The organism is Bradyrhizobium sp. AUGA SZCCT0160 (assembly GCF_018130105.1).
Taxonomy (GTDB): domain Bacteria; phylum Pseudomonadota; class Alphaproteobacteria; order Rhizobiales; family Xanthobacteraceae; genus Bradyrhizobium.
The window spans coordinates 1-15072 of record NZ_JAFCMD010000018.1 but is presented as its reverse complement, the minus strand read 5'-3'; the positions used below and the strand labels follow the sequence as shown (position 1 = coordinate 15072).

At 63.6% G+C, this 15072-nt stretch carries 11 protein-coding genes; 2 read left to right on the top strand and 9 right to left on the bottom strand.

The window, feature by feature from the left end; genetic code table 11:
• Positions 1-107: 107 nt before the first annotated feature.
• From JQ558_RS25490 to JQ558_RS25460, 7 genes are all read right to left on the bottom strand, one after another.
• A complete protein-coding gene (locus JQ558_RS25490) occupies positions 108-1088 on the bottom strand; it encodes an ABC transporter ATP-binding protein (protein WP_212209392.1) in 981 nt (326 codons plus the stop codon).
• Complete coding sequence (locus JQ558_RS25485) at positions 1085-2497, bottom strand: amidase (protein ID WP_212295527.1); 1413 nt, start codon at positions 2495-2497, stop codon at positions 1085-1087. The genes JQ558_RS25490 and JQ558_RS25485 overlap by 4 nt, the downstream gene beginning before the upstream one ends.
• The gene (locus JQ558_RS25480; RefSeq protein WP_212295526.1) at positions 2494-2691 is read right to left on the bottom strand and encodes a hypothetical protein; all 198 of its coding nucleotides are present in this window, start codon (positions 2689-2691) and stop codon (positions 2494-2496) included. Before JQ558_RS25480 ends, JQ558_RS25485 begins: the two co-directional genes overlap by 4 nt.
• A 15-nt stretch (positions 2692-2706) precedes the next feature.
• Positions 2707-3780, bottom strand: a complete 1074-nt coding sequence (locus JQ558_RS25475) for an ABC transporter ATP-binding protein (protein ID WP_212209390.1) — start codon at positions 3778-3780, stop codon at positions 2707-2709.
• Between the two features lie 4 nt (positions 3781-3784).
• Positions 3785-4672: an ABC transporter permease gene (locus JQ558_RS25470; protein WP_212209389.1), complete on the bottom strand. Its 888-nt coding sequence runs from the start codon at positions 4670-4672 to the stop codon at positions 3785-3787.
• A 66-nt stretch (positions 4673-4738) separates the two neighbouring features.
• Positions 4739-5692 carry an ABC transporter permease gene (locus JQ558_RS25465; RefSeq protein WP_212209388.1) on the bottom strand — a complete coding sequence of 318 codons (954 nt, stop codon included), beginning with the start codon at positions 5690-5692 and terminating at the stop codon, positions 4739-4741.
• A 200-nt stretch (positions 5693-5892) separates the two neighbouring features.
• Positions 5893-7512, bottom strand: coding sequence for an ABC transporter substrate-binding protein (locus JQ558_RS25460; protein ID WP_249142637.1), 1620 nt, complete (start codon positions 7510-7512; stop codon positions 5893-5895).
• Positions 7513-7762: 250 nt separating this feature from the next.
• On the opposite strand from JQ558_RS25460, the gene JQ558_RS25455 reads away from it, so the two are divergent.
• Complete coding sequence (locus JQ558_RS25455) at positions 7763-9376, top strand: ABC transporter substrate-binding protein (protein ID WP_409410579.1); 1614 nt, start codon at positions 7763-7765, stop codon at positions 9374-9376.
• A 139-nt stretch (positions 9377-9515) separates the two neighbouring features.
• Here the strand turns inward: JQ558_RS25455 and JQ558_RS25450 are convergent, their stop codons facing one another.
• The gene (locus JQ558_RS25450) at positions 9516-11744 is read right to left on the bottom strand and encodes a CHASE2 domain-containing protein (protein ID WP_212209386.1); all 2229 of its coding nucleotides are present in this window, start codon (positions 11742-11744) and stop codon (positions 9516-9518) included.
• A gap of 151 nt (positions 11745-11895) precedes the next feature.
• Here JQ558_RS25450 and JQ558_RS25445 point away from each other — a divergent pair, with 151 nt between their 5' ends.
• Positions 11896-13068 (top strand): M48 family metallopeptidase, encoded by a 1173-nt coding sequence (locus JQ558_RS25445; RefSeq protein ID WP_212295524.1) that lies wholly within the window; start codon positions 11896-11898, stop codon positions 13066-13068.
• 24 nt (positions 13069-13092) lie between these two features.
• Here the strand turns inward: JQ558_RS25445 and JQ558_RS25440 are convergent.
• Positions 13093-15072, bottom strand: a 1980-nt coding sequence (locus JQ558_RS25440) for a VCBS domain-containing protein (RefSeq protein WP_212295523.1), incomplete at its 5' end; no start/stop codon positions are given.

Below are 15072 nucleotides of genomic sequence, written 5' to 3'. Positions count from 1 at the left end.
ACTCGCCTATGCCCGGCCATCCACGTCTTTCTTGCTTGTGTGCAGCAAAGACGTGGATGCCCGGCACAAGGCCGGGCATGACGAATTGTGAGATAACGCCCGCGCGCTCAGCCCGCGGCGGCCTCGGCCGGTTCGGCCAGGACGCAGCGCGCGATTCGATCCGGCGCAACCTGCACGTTGGGCGGCAGTTGCTCGGTACAGCGCGGCTGCGCCACGCTGCAGCGCGGTGCGAACGAGCAGTTCACCGGCGCCTTGTCGAGCGATGGCGGCGTGCCCGGGATGGTCTCCAGCCGCTGGCCGCGTTTGGCGCCGTGGGTGGTCGACGCCAGGAGCCCGCGCGCATAGGGATGCATCGGCGTCCGCACGATGTCGCGCAGCTTGCCCTGCTCGACGATCTGTCCGGCATACATGACAGCGACGCGGTCGCAGATTTCGATGGCGACGCCGATGTCGTGGGTCACGAAAATCACCGACATGCCGAACTCGCGCTGCAGCTCGCGCAGCAGCAGCAGGATCTGGATCTGCACGGTGGCGTCGAGCGCCGTGGTCGGCTCGTCGGCCAGCAGGATCTTGGGCTTGCAGGCCAGTGCCAGCGCGATCATCGCGCGCTGCCGCATGCCGCCGCTCATCTCGTGCGGATAGGCATCGAGGCGGCGCCTGGCGGAGGGAATGCGTACGACTTCGAGCATTTCCAGCGCCCGCGCAGTAGCCTCCTTCTCGCTCTTGCCCTCATGGCGCATCACGGATTCGGAAATCTGCCGGCCGATGGTGTAGACCGGATCGAGCGCCAGCGCCGGCTCCTGGAAGATCATCGATACGGTCTGGCCACGAAACTTCGACAATTCCTCGTCGTTCAACGCCAGCACGTCGCGGCCGAGAACATTCACGCTGCCCGAAATCTGCGTCCGCTTCTTCGGCAACAGCCGCATCAGCGCGCGCAAGGTCACGCTCTTGCCCGAACCGGATTCACCGAGCAGGCCGAGCACCTCGCCCTCGCCGAGCGAGAGCGAGATGTCGTTGACGGCGTGCACGGTGCGCTCGCCGGTGAAGCGGATGCTGAGATCGCGGATTTCGACGAGGTTGGTCATGCCGGTTTGGGTACCTGTTTATGATAGTCCGTGGCGCGCTGGAACGCGGCGCCGATCCGCAGCAGCATGGCCTCATCAAAGGAGCGGCCGATCAATTGCAGGCCGACCGGCAAACCGCTTTTGGTGAAGCCCGAGGGAATCGAAAGCGAGGGCAGGCCGAGGTAGTTGACCGGGCGGGTGAATTTCGTGATCCGCTGGATCACGGCCTCGGCGTCGCGGCTGTTGCCGACATCGCTCTCGGCGATGGTCGCCGCCGGCATCGGCGCGACCGGCGCAATCACCGCATCGGTGCCGGTGACCGCCGCAAGGTACGCCGCCAGCGCCGGACCGCGCCAGCGCATTGCTTCCAGATACGACACCGCAGGGATCGCGAGGCCGTTCTGCAGCCGCATCAGCACCTGCGCGCCGTAATCCTGTGGCCGTTCGATCATCCACCTTTTGTGGAACGCGGCGGCTTCGGTCGCGAGCACGATCTGGCAGGCGGCCGTGAGCTGGCGCTGGTCGGGTAGCTCGACCGAGACGATTTCGGCGCCCTCTTTCTTCAGCGTCGCGATCGTCTCATCGAGAACGCGCGCCACTTCGGCATCGAGATCGTCGACATAGAACGCGGTCGGCACGCCGATCCTGAGGCCTTTGAGCGAGCCCTTGGTGGCCGCCATATAGTCCGGCACCGGCCGCGTGGAAGCGGTGAGGTCGTCGGGGTCGGCGCCCGCCATCAACCCGAGCAGCAGCGCGCAATCTTCCGCGCTCTGCGCCAGCGGCCCAACCGTATCGAGCGATTGCGACAGCGGCATCGCGCCGGCACGGCTGACGCGGCCGACCGTCGTCTTCAACCCGGTGACGCCGCAGAAATGCGCGGGCATCCGGATCGAGCCGCCGGTGTCCGATCCCAGCGCCGCAAAGGTCAGGCGGGCGGCGACCGCCGAGCCCGAGCCGGACGACGAGCCGCCGGTGATGTGATCGACATTCCAGGGATTGCGCACCGGACCGTAATGCGGGTTGTGGCCGGTCGGCCCATAGGCGAACTCGACCATCTGCAGCGAGCCGAGCCTGACGGTACCGGCGTCCTTCAGGCGCTGCAGCGCGGTCGAATTCGTGGTGGCGACGAAGTCGCGGCGGATCTTCGAGCCGCAGGTGACGACCTTGCCGGCCTCGTAATACATGTCCTTGTGCGCCAAGGGCACGCCATGCAGCACACCCCTATTGTTGCCCTTGGCAAGATCGGCATCGGCGGCGTCGGCCGCCGCCAGCGCCTCCTCCGCCTCGATCGCCATGAAGGCGTTGAGCCGCGGCTGCCATTGCGCGATGCGGTCGAGACAGGATTTTGTCGCCTCGCGCGACGAAACTTCCTTGGTGGCGATCGCCCTGGCGACCGACACCAGCGACATCAGGGCCGGTTCGGTGCTCATTTCGACACCGTCAGGTTCTGCGCCAGAAGAAAGCTCGCGGGTTCCAGATCGAACGGCAGGGTGCCGGCGACCGGCGCGAAGCCTTCGAACGCCGGCCCGATGGAATTGGCGATCCGCTCGGCGACTTCGGCACTCGCCGGCACGCCCGCGACATCGGTCATGACCTTGACCTCTTTGGGACTGGGTTTTGTCATTGCGGATTTGCTCCCTTATGCGTTTTTCTTGGTCGTTTCTTTGGCCGGTGCGCGGCTGTGTCCTGATCCCGGAATGGCCATGTAACACGCCGCCTGGTGACCCATTGTATCGAGGTCGCTGAGTTTTGGCGTCGCATTTGCGCAGAGCGGCTCCGCGTATGGACACCGGGTGTGAAACCGGCAGCCGGGCGGCGGATCGATCGGATTGGGCGGATCGCCCGAGATCGGCGGCGTCTGGGTACGGTTGTCGGGATCGGCCGACGGCATCGCCGCCAGCAGCGCCCGCGTGTAGGGATGCGCCGGTTCATCCCAGACCTTGTCGACCGGACCGAGCTCGACGACCTCGCCGAGATACATCACCAGCACGCGATCACTGATGTAGCGCACCACGTTGAGATCGTGGCTGATGAAGAGGTAGGTGAGGCCGAATTCGCGCTTGAGGTCGGCCAGCAGGTTGAGCACCTGGGCTTCAACCGACTTGTCGAGCGCCGATACCGCTTCGTCGAGGATCACCAGCCGCGGCGACAGCGCCAGCGCGCGCGCGATGTTGACGCGCTGGCGCTGGCCGCCGGAAATCTCGTGCGGATAGCGATTTGCAAAAGTCTCGGGCCGCAAGCCCACCTTGCCCAATAGTTCGCGCGCCAGCGTGCGCGCGGCGGCATCCGCCATGCCATGCACCTTCGGGCCGAACGCGATCGAATCCTCGATGGTGAGGCGCGGGTTGAGCGAGGCGTAGCTGTCCTGAAACACCATCTGCATGCCGCGGCGCAAATCGCGCAGCGACAATGCGCGGCCGACCTGCATGCCGTCATAGATGATATCGCCGGCATCTGATTTCATCAGGTGCATCAGAAGCCGCGCGGTGGTCGACTTGCCGCAGCCGGATTCGCCGACGATCCCGACTGTTTCACCCTTGGCGATCGAAAACGAGACGTCGTCGACCGCGCGGACGGTCTTGCGCGCGCTGAACAGATCACCGCGCACCGGGAAATGCTTGGTCAGGCCACTGACCTGCAGCAGCGGCTGCGCGGCGCCGCCGACATCCTCGACCTTTTCCAGAACTTCGACTGACGGGCTGGTCTCGGTCATCGCGTCAGTTCCTGATGTCCATGGCGCTGCGCATGCCGTCGCTGAGCAGATTGAAACAGATCGACACCGCAAAGATCATGACGCCGGGCAACGCCGCGACCCACGGATTGACATAGATCGCGGTGCGCAGCGTGTTGAGCATCAGGCCCCATTCCGGCTCCGGCGGTTTTGTACCCAAACCGAGGAACGAAAGGCCGGCGGCGAGGATCATCGACACCGAGATCAGGCCGGTGGCGTAGACGAAGATCGGGCCCAGCACGTTGCCGAGCATGTGCACACGCATGATGGTGAAGGGCCCGGCGCCGGAAGCGCGCGCGGCCTCGACAAAGTCCATGTTGCGAACGCCTGTCGTGACGCTCTCGGCGACGCGGGTGATCTGCGGCACGAATACGATGGTCAGCGAGACGATGGAGTTGACGATGCCGGCGCCCAGCGCGCCGGAAATCGCGATCGCCAGCAGCACCGAGGGAAACGCATAAAACACGTCGACGGTGCGCATGATCGCGGTGTTGAGCTTGCCGCCGACATAGCCGGCGACCAAGCCCAGGGAGGTGCCGATAAAGAAGGCGAGGATCACAGGCAGAATGCCGATGATCAGCGACAGCCGGCCGCCATAGATCAGCCGCGCCAGCATGTCGCGGCCGAGCTCATCGGTGCCGAGCGGATAGTTCGGCGTGCCGATATGGCGGAGCCGGCGGATCATCGAGCCCTGATAGGGATCGGCGAGGCCGAGCCATGGCGCCAGCAGCGCGGACATGAAGATCAGCACCAGAATGAAGGCGCAGACCATGCTGACCTTGTCGCGCCGGATGCGGCGGCCGACGGTGGCCCAATAGCCCCGCGCCTGGGTCGCCGGCGCCGCCTGCAGGGCGGTATCTGTGATCGCGCTCATGCGCTACGCTCTTTTTGTTTGAGCATGATCTTTTCGGAAAACCGGTTCCCACTTTTCCGGATCATGCTAGCTCCGCTTGATGCGCGGATCGATCGACGCTTGCGCGATATCGACCAGGAGGTTGAGGGCCACGAAGAACAGCGCCAGCACCAGGATCGTGCCTTGCAGCAGCGGCAAATCGCGCTGGAAGATCGCCGAATTGAGCAACAGCCCCGAGCCCGGCCATGAGAACACGGTTTCGATCAGGATCGAGCCGCCGAGCATATAGCCGAGCTGAAGGCCCATCACCGCGAGAGCCGTCGGCGCGGCGTTCTTGATGACATGGCGGAACACGTCGGTCTCGCGCAGGCCCTTTGCGCGCAGCGCCTCGACGAAGTCCTGGCTCAATATGTCGCCGGTCAGGGCGCGCACCGTGCGGGTGACGATGCCCATTGGAATGACGGATGTCGTGATCGCGGGAAGGATGAGATATTTCATGTGCTCCCAGTCCCAGCCCCACGCACCGGAGCCGCCGGGACCGGCGCCGACCGCGGGCAGCCAGTTGAGCTGCACCGAGAAGATGATGACCAGCACCATGCCGAGCCAGTAATGCGGCACGGAGACGCCGGCGATCGCGATCGAGGTCGCGACCTTGTCGATCCAGGTGTCGCGGAAATAGCCGGCGATCAGGCCGAAGAACAAACCCAGCGTGAAGCCGATCGCGGCGGCGGCAATCGCCAGCGTCACGGTATTGCCGACCGCGCGCAGCACCTCCGACAGCACCGGACGGCCCGTCGCGATCGAATTGCCGAGATCACCATGCAGCGCACGCCACAGCCAGAGCCCGAACTGGACCGGCAGCGGGCGGTCGAAGCCATAGGCGGTGCGCAATTGCGCCGCGAGTTCCTGGCTGGCATCCGCCGGCAGCACCGCCACCAGGGGATCGCCCGGCGTGATGTGGACCAAGAGGAAGCACACCAGCGCCACGCTGGCCACGATCGGGATCACATAGACGATACGGCGGGCGATATAGACGAGCACGAGACATTCTTTCTTCCTTCTCCCCTTGTGGGAGAAGGTGGCGCGCAGAGCGCGCCGGATGAGGGGCTTTGTCCGCAGACACAGTCATCGCGAATGAGAGAGGCGTGTCCGCGGAGAGAACCCCTCACCCGTCTTCGCTTCGCGAAGCCACCCCCTCCCACAAGGGGAGAGGGGGCACCGCAGGCTTAGAATGCCGTTCCTTACGGCGCGATCGTCACCGGCGAGAAGTCGACGAACCAGCTCTTCGGCTGCACAAAACCCTTCACCTTCGGGCTCATGGCGCGCGGAGACACGTCATGGGCGACGTAGAGGAAGGCGGCATCGTCGACCGAGGCCGCATGCAGTTCGGCGAGCGCCGCATCGCGCGCCGCGGGGTCGAAGGTCTGGCGTGCCTTGGTCACCAGCTCATCGAATTTGGGATTGTTGATGTAACCCCAATTGTTCGAGACCGGAGGCGCCATACCTGACTGCAGGAAGCGCACCAGCGCGAAGAACGGATCCATCGCCGCATAGGTCACGTTGGTGGCGTGGGCACCGTTGGCGGACGCGTCCTTGGCGCCGCGGCGCCAGTTGGTGAACAGCGTATTCCATTCGATGACGTCGAGCTGGACGTCGAAGTAACATTCAGCCAGCGCCTGCTGCAGATATTCGTTCATCGGCAGCGGTTGCATCTGGCCGGAGCCGGACGCCGAGGTCTGGGTCTTGACCGTCAGCTTCTTCGACGGACCGTAACCGGCCTCCTGCATCAGCTTTTGCGCCGCCTTCAGGTCATACTTGATCTCGAAGGTCGGCTTGCCGCGCCAGGGGTGGCCGGGCTCGAAGGTGCCGGTCGCCGGCACCATCAGCCCGGCGAGCAGGCCCTCCTTGAGGCCTTCACGATCGATGCACAGATTGGCGGCCTTGCGAACGCGGATGTCGTTCCAGGGCGAACCCTCGATGCGCGAGAACTGCCAGGGCCAGACATGCGGCGATTCGTTGGCCTGCAGCGCGAAGCCGCGTGCCTTGATTTCCTTGACCGCATCGGGCGCGGGCGCCTCGACCCAGTCGACCTGACCGGAGAGCAACGCCGCGGTGCGGGCATTGGCTTCCGGCATCGGCAGCAGCACCATCTTGTCGACCTTGGGAACGCGCGCCTTGTCCCAGTAACCCTCGTTCTTGACCAGTTCGAGCCGCTCGCGCGGCGTGAACTTCGACATCTTCCAGGGGCCGGTGCCGGAGGCATCGCGCGCAAACGCGGCCCAGGCGGCCTGCGATTTCGCCTTGGCATCCGCGCCTTCAGCCTTGTCGTAAAACGCCTGCCATTTCGCCGGGCTCGCCATGAACAAATTGGTCAGGTTGATCGGCAGGAAGCTGTCGGGCTCCTTGGTGGTCAATTCCACCGTCAGATCGTCGATTTTCTTCGCGGAGGCCAGCGTCGGCATGCGCGAGGCTGTCACGCCGACCTGGCTGGCGTCGAAATGCGGCGCATCCTGCTTCAGCACCTTCTCGACGTTCCAGACCACGGCGTCGGCGTTGAACGGCGAGCCGTCGTGGAAGGTGACGCCGGGACGAAGCTTGAAGGTCCACTTCTTCTTGTCGCCCTCATCGACCTTCCATTCGGTCGAGAGGCCCGGGATCATCACGCTCGCCTTGCTGGCCGAGGACAGATCCCACAGCGTCAGCGCGTCATACATCGTGAGGCCGGTGAAACGGTTGCCCTCAAAGCCCTGGTCCGGCTGACCCAGCGTGCGCGGAATATCGGCAGCCGTCATGCCGATGCGCAGCACGGTTTCGGCGCTGGCGGCCAGCGGCAGGCCGACCACTATCGCCGTCGCCAGCATCCAGGCCTTGGCGGTTTTCCCGGCGGTTTTCTTGAACCTCTCGTTACGCATATGCAGCAATCCCTTCTCAGACTTTGGGTGACTAATTCTTATGCAGAGTTATGCAACGCCTGTGCCAAGGACGGCGCGTCCCGAGGGGCGATTAGCCGCACGACTCCCTGTGAGTATGCATGCAAGCGCGTATCCATGCTCCATCTGGCACCAAGCTTGCATTTTTCAGCTCCGAACCCCGTTCTATGGAGCTTAATTCATGCGCAATCGGATTTCGATGCTTCTTGCTGCCACAGCGGCGGCACTCTGCTTGTATGCCGGACTGCCCACGAATTCAGCAAGGGCAGAATCCGTTGTGCGCTACGGTATTTCGATGGCCGACATCCCGCTGACCACCGGTCAGCCGGACCGCGGCGCCGGCGCCTACCAGTTCAGCGCCTACACGATCTACGATCCGCTGGTGGCCTGGGAAATGGACGTGGCCGACCGGCCCGGCAAGCTGGTGCCGGGGCTCGCGACGGAATGGAAGGTCGACGACAAGGACAAGACCAAATGGCGCTTCAGTCTGCGCAAGGACGTCAAATTCCATGACGGCAGCGCGTTCAATGCCGACGCGGTGATCTGGAATCTCGACAAGGTGCTGAACGAAAAGGCACCGCAATTCGACAAGCGCCAGAGCGCGCAGGTGAAGACCCGCCTGCCCTCGGTCGCGAGCTACGCCAAGATCGACGACGACACCATCGAGATATCAACCAAGGCGGTGGATTCGTTCTTCCCCTACCAGATGCTCTGGTTCCTGGTCTCGAGCCCCGCCCAATATGAAAAGCTCGGCAGGGACTGGGACAAGTTCGCCAGCCAGCCTTCCGGCACCGGCCCGTTCAAACTGACAAAGCTGGTCCCGCGCGAACTCGCCGAACTCACCAGGAATGCGGATTACTGGAACAAGAAGCGAATTCCAAAGGCCGACAAGATCGTCCTGATTCCGATGCCGGAAGCGCTGACGCGCACCAATGCGCTGCTCGCCGGCCAGGTCGATCTGATCGAAACGCCGGCCCCCGATGCGGTGCCGCAGCTGAAATCCGCCGGGATGCGCATCGTCGACAACATCACGCCGCATGTCTGGAATTATCATCTCAGCGTGTTGCCGGGTTCGCCCTGGACCGACATCCGCCTGCGCAAAGCGCTCAACCTTGCGATCGACCGTGAAGGCGTCGTCGGCCTGATGAATGGCCTGGCCAAACCCGCCAAGGGCCAGGTCGATCCGTCGAGCCCCTGGTTCGGCAAGCCGGCTTTCGAGCTCAAGCATGATGTGGCGGCCGCGAAGAAACTGGTCGAGGAAGCCGGCTACTCCAAACAGAAACCGCTGAAGGCCACCTTCATCATCGCGCAAGGCGGCACCGGACAAATGCTGTCGCTGCCGATGAACGAATTCCTGCAGCAGAGTTTCAAGGAAATCGGCATCGAGATCGACTTCAAAGTGGTCGAGCTCGAGACGTTATATACGCATTGGCGCAAGGGCGCGGCCGACGAGATGAACGCCGGCATCACCTCCAACAACATCGCCTATGTCACCTCGGATCCGCTGTACGCCATCGTGCGCTTCTTCCACTCCGGGCAAATCGCGCCTGTCGGCGTCAACTGGGGCGGCTACAAGTCTGCGAAGGTCGACGCGCTGATCGACGAAGCCAAGCAGACCTTCGATGCCACCAAGCAGGACGAATTGCTGGCGCTGGCCCACGCCCAGATCGTCGACGACGCCGTGCTGGTGTGGGTGGTGCACGACACCAACCCGCATGCGCTGTCGCCCAAGGTGAAGAAATTCGTGCAGGCGCAGCACTGGTTTCAGGATTTGACGACGATCGGGCTGGAGTGAGGGGTTACCGAACGCCGCCCAACCAACGGTCGTCATCCCCGCGCATGCGGGGAGCCAGTACGTTGCGGCCTATCGATTTTATCGCTGGCGTCTCTGGAATACTGGGTCACCCGCCTGCGCGGGTGACGACAGCGGCGCGTCACTTCGTCAGCAGCGCAAACGCGCCGTTCCAGTCTTCCGGCGGCGGGGCGTCCTGGAAGTTGCGGATTCGCGCTTCGTAGAGATTGAACAACAGCTCGAGCGAACGCACCTCGTCGGTGCGGCGGCCGCGTTCGATCGCCGCCAGCGCGCCCTGCCAGTCGCGGCCGCGATAGCAGGCCAGCATCTCGATGGTCAGGTTGCGCAAGCGCTGGAAGCGGCCGGACTGCGCGGTGTCCTCCCGCCCGGCGATCGCGTAGATCACCTCGGGCTCCTTCTTGCCCTTCACCATGATGAAGTCGAGTTCGAGGATCGCGAACTTGTCCTTGACCGCGAGCGCGGTTTTCGAGCCGACGATGATCGGGAAGCCGTATTCCTTGGACTGGCCCTCCAGCCGTGAGGCCAGATTGACGCTGTCGCCGAACACCGAATAGTCGAACCGCATGTCCGACCCCATGTTGCCGACCACGCAGGTTCCGGTATTGAGTCCGACGCCGACATTGAGCGGAATGAACGGGCGGCCCTCTTCCTCGGCTTCCTCCATCCGCTCCTGATTGAGCTCGTCGACACGCTCCAGCATATCGAGCGCCGCCTCGCAGGCGTTGAGCTGGTGATCCTTGTCGTCGAGCGGCGCGTTCCAGAACGCCATGATGGCGTCGCCCATATATTTGTCGATGGTGCCCTTGCGGTGCAGGATGGCGTTGGTCAGCGGCGTCAGGAAGCGGTTCATCAGCGCGGTGAGGCCCTGCGGGTCTCGCTTGTAGGTCTCCGAGATCGAGGTGAAGCCACGCATGTCGGAGAACATGATGGTCATCTCGCGCTCCTCGCCGCCGAGTACGAGCTTCTCCGGCGACTGCGCCAGCTGCGCGACCAGCGCGGGCGACATGTACTGGGAGAACGCGTTACGGATCTGTTTGCGCTGCTTCTGCTCCCGGACGAAACTCGAGAAGATCAGCGTGAGATAGATCGACGTCGTCGATATCAAGGGATAGGTGAAATCGATCAGCAGCCGGTGCTGCGAGTAGAAATACCAGGACGTTCCGATCAGCGCGGTGGCAAACGCCGCTCCGAGGGCGACCAGCGTGACCGGTCCGAACAAGGGCGCGAACGCGATCACCAATAATCCGAACAAGACCGCGGTGGCGAATTCAATCGAGATGCCGTAGATCGGCTGCGAGATCACCTCCCCGGTCAGCGCGCTCTCCAGCACCTGGGCATGGATTTCCACGCCCGGCATGGCTCGCGACACCGGCGTGGTCTTGATATCGTTGAGACCGACGGCCGAGGTGCCGATCAACACCAGTTTGCCGGCGATCTTCTCGGGCGCAACGGTCTTTTCCAGCACGTTGATCGCCGGGACATAGAGTGAGGCATCGTGCCGGGCGTAATGGACCCAAAGCTGGCCATTGCCGTCGGTCGGCAACTGGAAGCCCTTGATGCCGAGGCTCTTGATGCCGCCCTTTTCGGCCTTGATCAGGATCGTACCCGAACCGGTGGCGACCCGCAGCATCTCGAAACTCAGCGAGGGCATGGTCTGGCCCTGCGCCTGCATGATCATCGGCACCCGCCGCACGATGCCGTCGCGTTCAGGCTTGACGGTGAATAGCCCGCGCCCGGCCGCTGCGTGCTCCAGCACCTTGGTGTTGCGCAGCAGGCCCGGGAATTCGAACATGAAGCGCTGCGGCTCCTCGCCGAGCATCGCAAGCCCGGTCACCGGAAGCGTCTTGTCGAGCACACCCAATTCTTCCGGCAAACCCGATTCACCCAGCACCACCCTTGAGGCGCGGATGGCATCGGCGAAAACCTGGTCGTTGCTCGGCAGCGAGCGCAACCGGCTGCGGGTTTCCTCATCGAGATTGCGGTAGGTGTCGGCGACAAATTCCGGGTTGAGCCGGTCGGGCTCCGGAAACACCACGTCGAAGGCGATCACGACGGCGCCGAGATTGGTCAGCTCCGTTACCAGATCCGCCAGCCGCGTGCGCGGCCACGGCCACTGTCCAAGTTTTTCCAGGCTCTTGTCGTCGATATCGACGATGGTGACCGGACGCGCAGTCTTCTTGCGCGGATCGACGCGCTGGAAGGCGTCGAAGGTTCGAACGCGGATCTCCTCGACCGGAGCCGGGTCCCACACGCGCAGCGCGGCAAACCCGATCAGCAGCGCAACGCAGGCCAGCCGGGCATAGCCAAAGCGCCGCTTGAACCACCGCAAGAATATTCTCAGCCGCTTCATGCTGCTTCGGTATCACGGGCAGGCAGATTGTTCCAACGGGTTGCGACCCGCGCCGCAGCATTATGGGGTTCTGGCGCCTCTGAAAGCGCCCGCTCGCGTGCTTTCCCGGTGGGCCATGGCTCGCTATGGTGGCCTGGGGAGAGGATCCAGATTGACGAAACCAGACATTGCAGGCGGGTCCGTTCGGCCGCCACCGCGGCCTCACGATCCAATCCGCGCGCTGCTGCGGGCCGGCAACAACGACGCCGCGATCGTTCAGCTATGCGCTGTTACCCTGACCCATCCCGACGATTTGGCTGCGAAGGAATTGCTGTTCGACGCTTTCTTCCAGAAGCGGCAATGGCAGCCTGCGCTGGTGCTGGCCGAGGAACTGGCGCGCCGGCAGCCGGACAATCCGCGATTGCAGAAGGGCCTGATCGCCACGCTCTCGAACATGAAACGCTTTGAGGAGACCATCGTGAAGGCCTCGCAATACGTCGCGCGGCACGGCGAGGACCTGACCATCCTCGACACGCTCAAGGTCGCCCACTTCCACACCGGCAAGGAAGCCGAGGCAATCCGGCACGGACAGCGCGCGCTGGACCTGCGGGAGGCGGAAGCCCGCCGCAATCCGCTTCCCTTCTCGCTCAAGGCGCCGCAGGGGCCGCCCTCGGGCGACAATGTCATTTCCTTTTCGCTGTGGGGCACGACGCCCTTTTATGGCTACGGCGCCATGATCAACCTGGTGCTGAGCCGCACGGTGTATCCCGCCTGGCGTTGCCGGTTCTATGTCGACGACACCGTGCCGCAACCCTGCATCGCGTTCCTGCGCGACAATGGCGCCGAGCTGCGCAACATGGCGGACGAGTATCCCGGCGTCGGACTGTTTCAGCGCTTCCTGGTCATGAACGATCCCACGGTCGGGCGGTTTCTGGTGCGCGACTGCGATGCGCGGATATCGGAGGCCGAAGCCGATTTGGTCCGGCAATGGATCGACAGCGGCCTGCCGTTCCACGTCGCCCGCGACCATGTCATGCACAATGAACTCATGATGGGCGGCATGTGGGCCGGCCGGACCGATTGCGGTATCGACGTCGTCGAACTGATGCGCCGCTATTTTGTCGCCGGGCCGACGGCAAAATACGGCCACGACCAGCGCATGCTCGGCCTGATGCTGTGGCCGCTGATCCGTAATCATTGCCTGGTTCACGACAAATATTATGCCGTGCCGGACGTCCCTACCATCAGGCTGCAGGATCCGAAAAGCAAAGTGGGCGCCGGCTACCAGAACGCGGCGACGGTGCGCGAAGAGGCCGAGCGGCTGGGGATTCCGCGGCTGCTGTAGCGCCTGACGCCATGTTCCCGGCGATCAAATTCCGACGCCACCGCCGGGATGAAGGATGAAGTCGTTGGCCGTCAGGTTCGTGGCCTGGAGATCGACGTCCTTCAACAGGATGCTGTCATCGCCCAGCTTCAACAGGGTGTCGCCGGCATTGGTCGTCACGTTACCGGATGCAAGCCAGTCGGCGATGTTGTCGGCATCGACCGTTTCGAAAAACGCCCTGAGGTCGATGTGGTCCTGCCCCTGCGCGAAATCCGTGATCGTGTCGTTGCCGTCCCCGACCCGGAACACGAACTGATCGGCGCCAGCGCCACCGGTCAGCGTATCCTTGTTGCCGGTCGCGAAGATGACATCCTTCCCGTCCGTACCGGTCAGCTCGACATCGCCCTCGCCGCCAGTCACGTTGAAGATGAAATTGACCGTGTCGGAGTGACGGGCGCCATCGGTGACGGTGAAGGTGACCGTGTCGGTTAGCGGTTGAGGATTGTTGCCCGGATTGTAGGTAACGCCAGTTACTTCCAGCGCGTCGTTGATATCCTCAAGATCACCCGGGTCGATCGACGGCGCCACGCTGCTGGCCGGGGACGCCCCGGTCGTCGCGGTAAAGGTGAAAGTCTCGACCTCCGTAGCGTCGGCATCGGTGACGTAGAGGCCGGCAACCGTCGTTATTCCATCGCCGAGCTCGGAGACGGTGAACAGGTCCGTGTGGATCACGGGCGCCGCCGGCACCGTCACATGCGCTTCGAAATAATCGCTGTCGTGTCCGTTGTTTGCCGTGCCGCCGCCATCGTGCAACGTGAACGCCACCGTACGGGTGCCGCCGATAGGGTTGGTGAGCGAGTTCGAAAACTCTACCGCCTGCGTCAGCGCCTTGACCGCAGCATCGTCGGCGTTGCCGTTCAGTGTCACGGTCACGTTATTGTTGCCGCTGTGCGACAACGTCCCGATTGCCACGGCGCCGCCGGGGCCGTCAATGCCGTTGGCATCGTACATCACGATCGAACCGCTGGCGGTCGTGGTGATGTACTGGCCGTCCGCGAGCGTCAGCGTGTCGCCCTGCTGGCCGCCACCGATCACCGTCGCCGTCAGCGTTCCGTTGGCATAATTGGCGCTGTCGATGTCGCTTACGGTAACGTCACTGCCAACGAGCGCGACCGGGCTGTCGCCGACATGATAGGTCGGCGACAGAACTGCACCCGAGTACACCGGCGCATCGTTGACGCCGGTGGTGGTGACGGTGATGTCCTGATGCGCGGTACCGTCGAACGACGTCACCGTCAATTTGTCAGTGACGGTAGTGCCCGCGCCAAGCGACTGAACCTTGGCAGGGTCGGCCTGATAGGTCCATGCGCCGGAATTGCTGTCGAAGGTGAAGGTGCCGTAGGTGCCGTTGAGCAACGGGTCATCTACCGCTATCGCCTGGAAGTGAGCCTCGCCTTGATCGACGTCGTCAACCGTCACCACCCCGCTGTCGAACATCACGATCGTGCCGCTGTTGACCGTGGTGCTGGCGTCCTCCACCACATTGCCCGTCGCGTCGCCCGAAATCGTCGCGGTGTCGTTGGCACCGGTGATGGTGACGACGATGTCCTCGTGCGCCGTGCCATCGGCCGACGTCACCCTCAGCGTATCGGTGGCGGTGATATCCTGACCCAGGAACTGAACCTTGGAAGGGTCGGCCTGATAGGTCCATGCGCCGGAATTGCTGTCGAAGGTGAAGGTGCCGTAGGTGCCGTTGAGCAACGGGTCATCTACCGCTATCGCCTGGAAGTGCGCCTCGCCTTGATCGACGTCGTCAACCGTCACCACCCCGCTGTCGAACATCACGATCGTGCCGCTGTTGACCGTGGTGCTGGCGTCCTCCACCACATTGCCCGTCGCGTCGCCCGAAATCGTCGCGGAGTCGTTGGTACCGGTGATGGTGACGACGATGTCCTCGTGCGCCGTGCCATCGGCCGACGTCACCCTCAGCGTATCGGTGGCGGTGATATCCTGACCCAGGAACTG

What these genes read in the sequence shown, in the direction of transcription:
- JQ558_RS25460 (WP_249142637.1), bottom strand. Translation starts at nt 7,512, where the DNA reads ATGCTGGCGACGGCGATAGTGGTCGGCCTGCCGCTGGCCGCCAGCGCC.
- JQ558_RS25480 (WP_212295526.1), bottom strand. Translation starts at nt 2,691, where the DNA reads ATGACAAAACCCAGTCCCAAAGAGGTCAAGGTCATGACCGATGTCGCG.
- JQ558_RS25450 (WP_212209386.1), bottom strand. Translation starts at nt 11,744, where the DNA reads ATGAAGCGGCTGAGAATATTCTTGCGGTGGTTCAAGCGGCGCTTTGGC.
- JQ558_RS25475 (WP_212209390.1), bottom strand. Translation starts at nt 3,780, where the DNA reads ATGACCGAGACCAGCCCGTCAGTCGAAGTTCTGGAAAAGGTCGAGGAT.
- JQ558_RS25470 (WP_212209389.1), bottom strand. Translation starts at nt 4,672, where the DNA reads ATGAGCGCGATCACAGATACCGCCCTGCAGGCGGCGCCGGCGACCCAG.
- JQ558_RS25455 (WP_409410579.1), top strand. Translation starts at nt 7,763, where the DNA reads ATGCGCAATCGGATTTCGATGCTTCTTGCTGCCACAGCGGCGGCACTC.
- JQ558_RS25485 (WP_212295527.1), bottom strand. Translation starts at nt 2,497, where the DNA reads ATGAGCACCGAACCGGCCCTGATGTCGCTGGTGTCGGTCGCCAGGGCG.
- JQ558_RS25490 (WP_212209392.1), bottom strand. Translation starts at nt 1,088, where the DNA reads ATGACCAACCTCGTCGAAATCCGCGATCTCAGCATCCGCTTCACCGGC.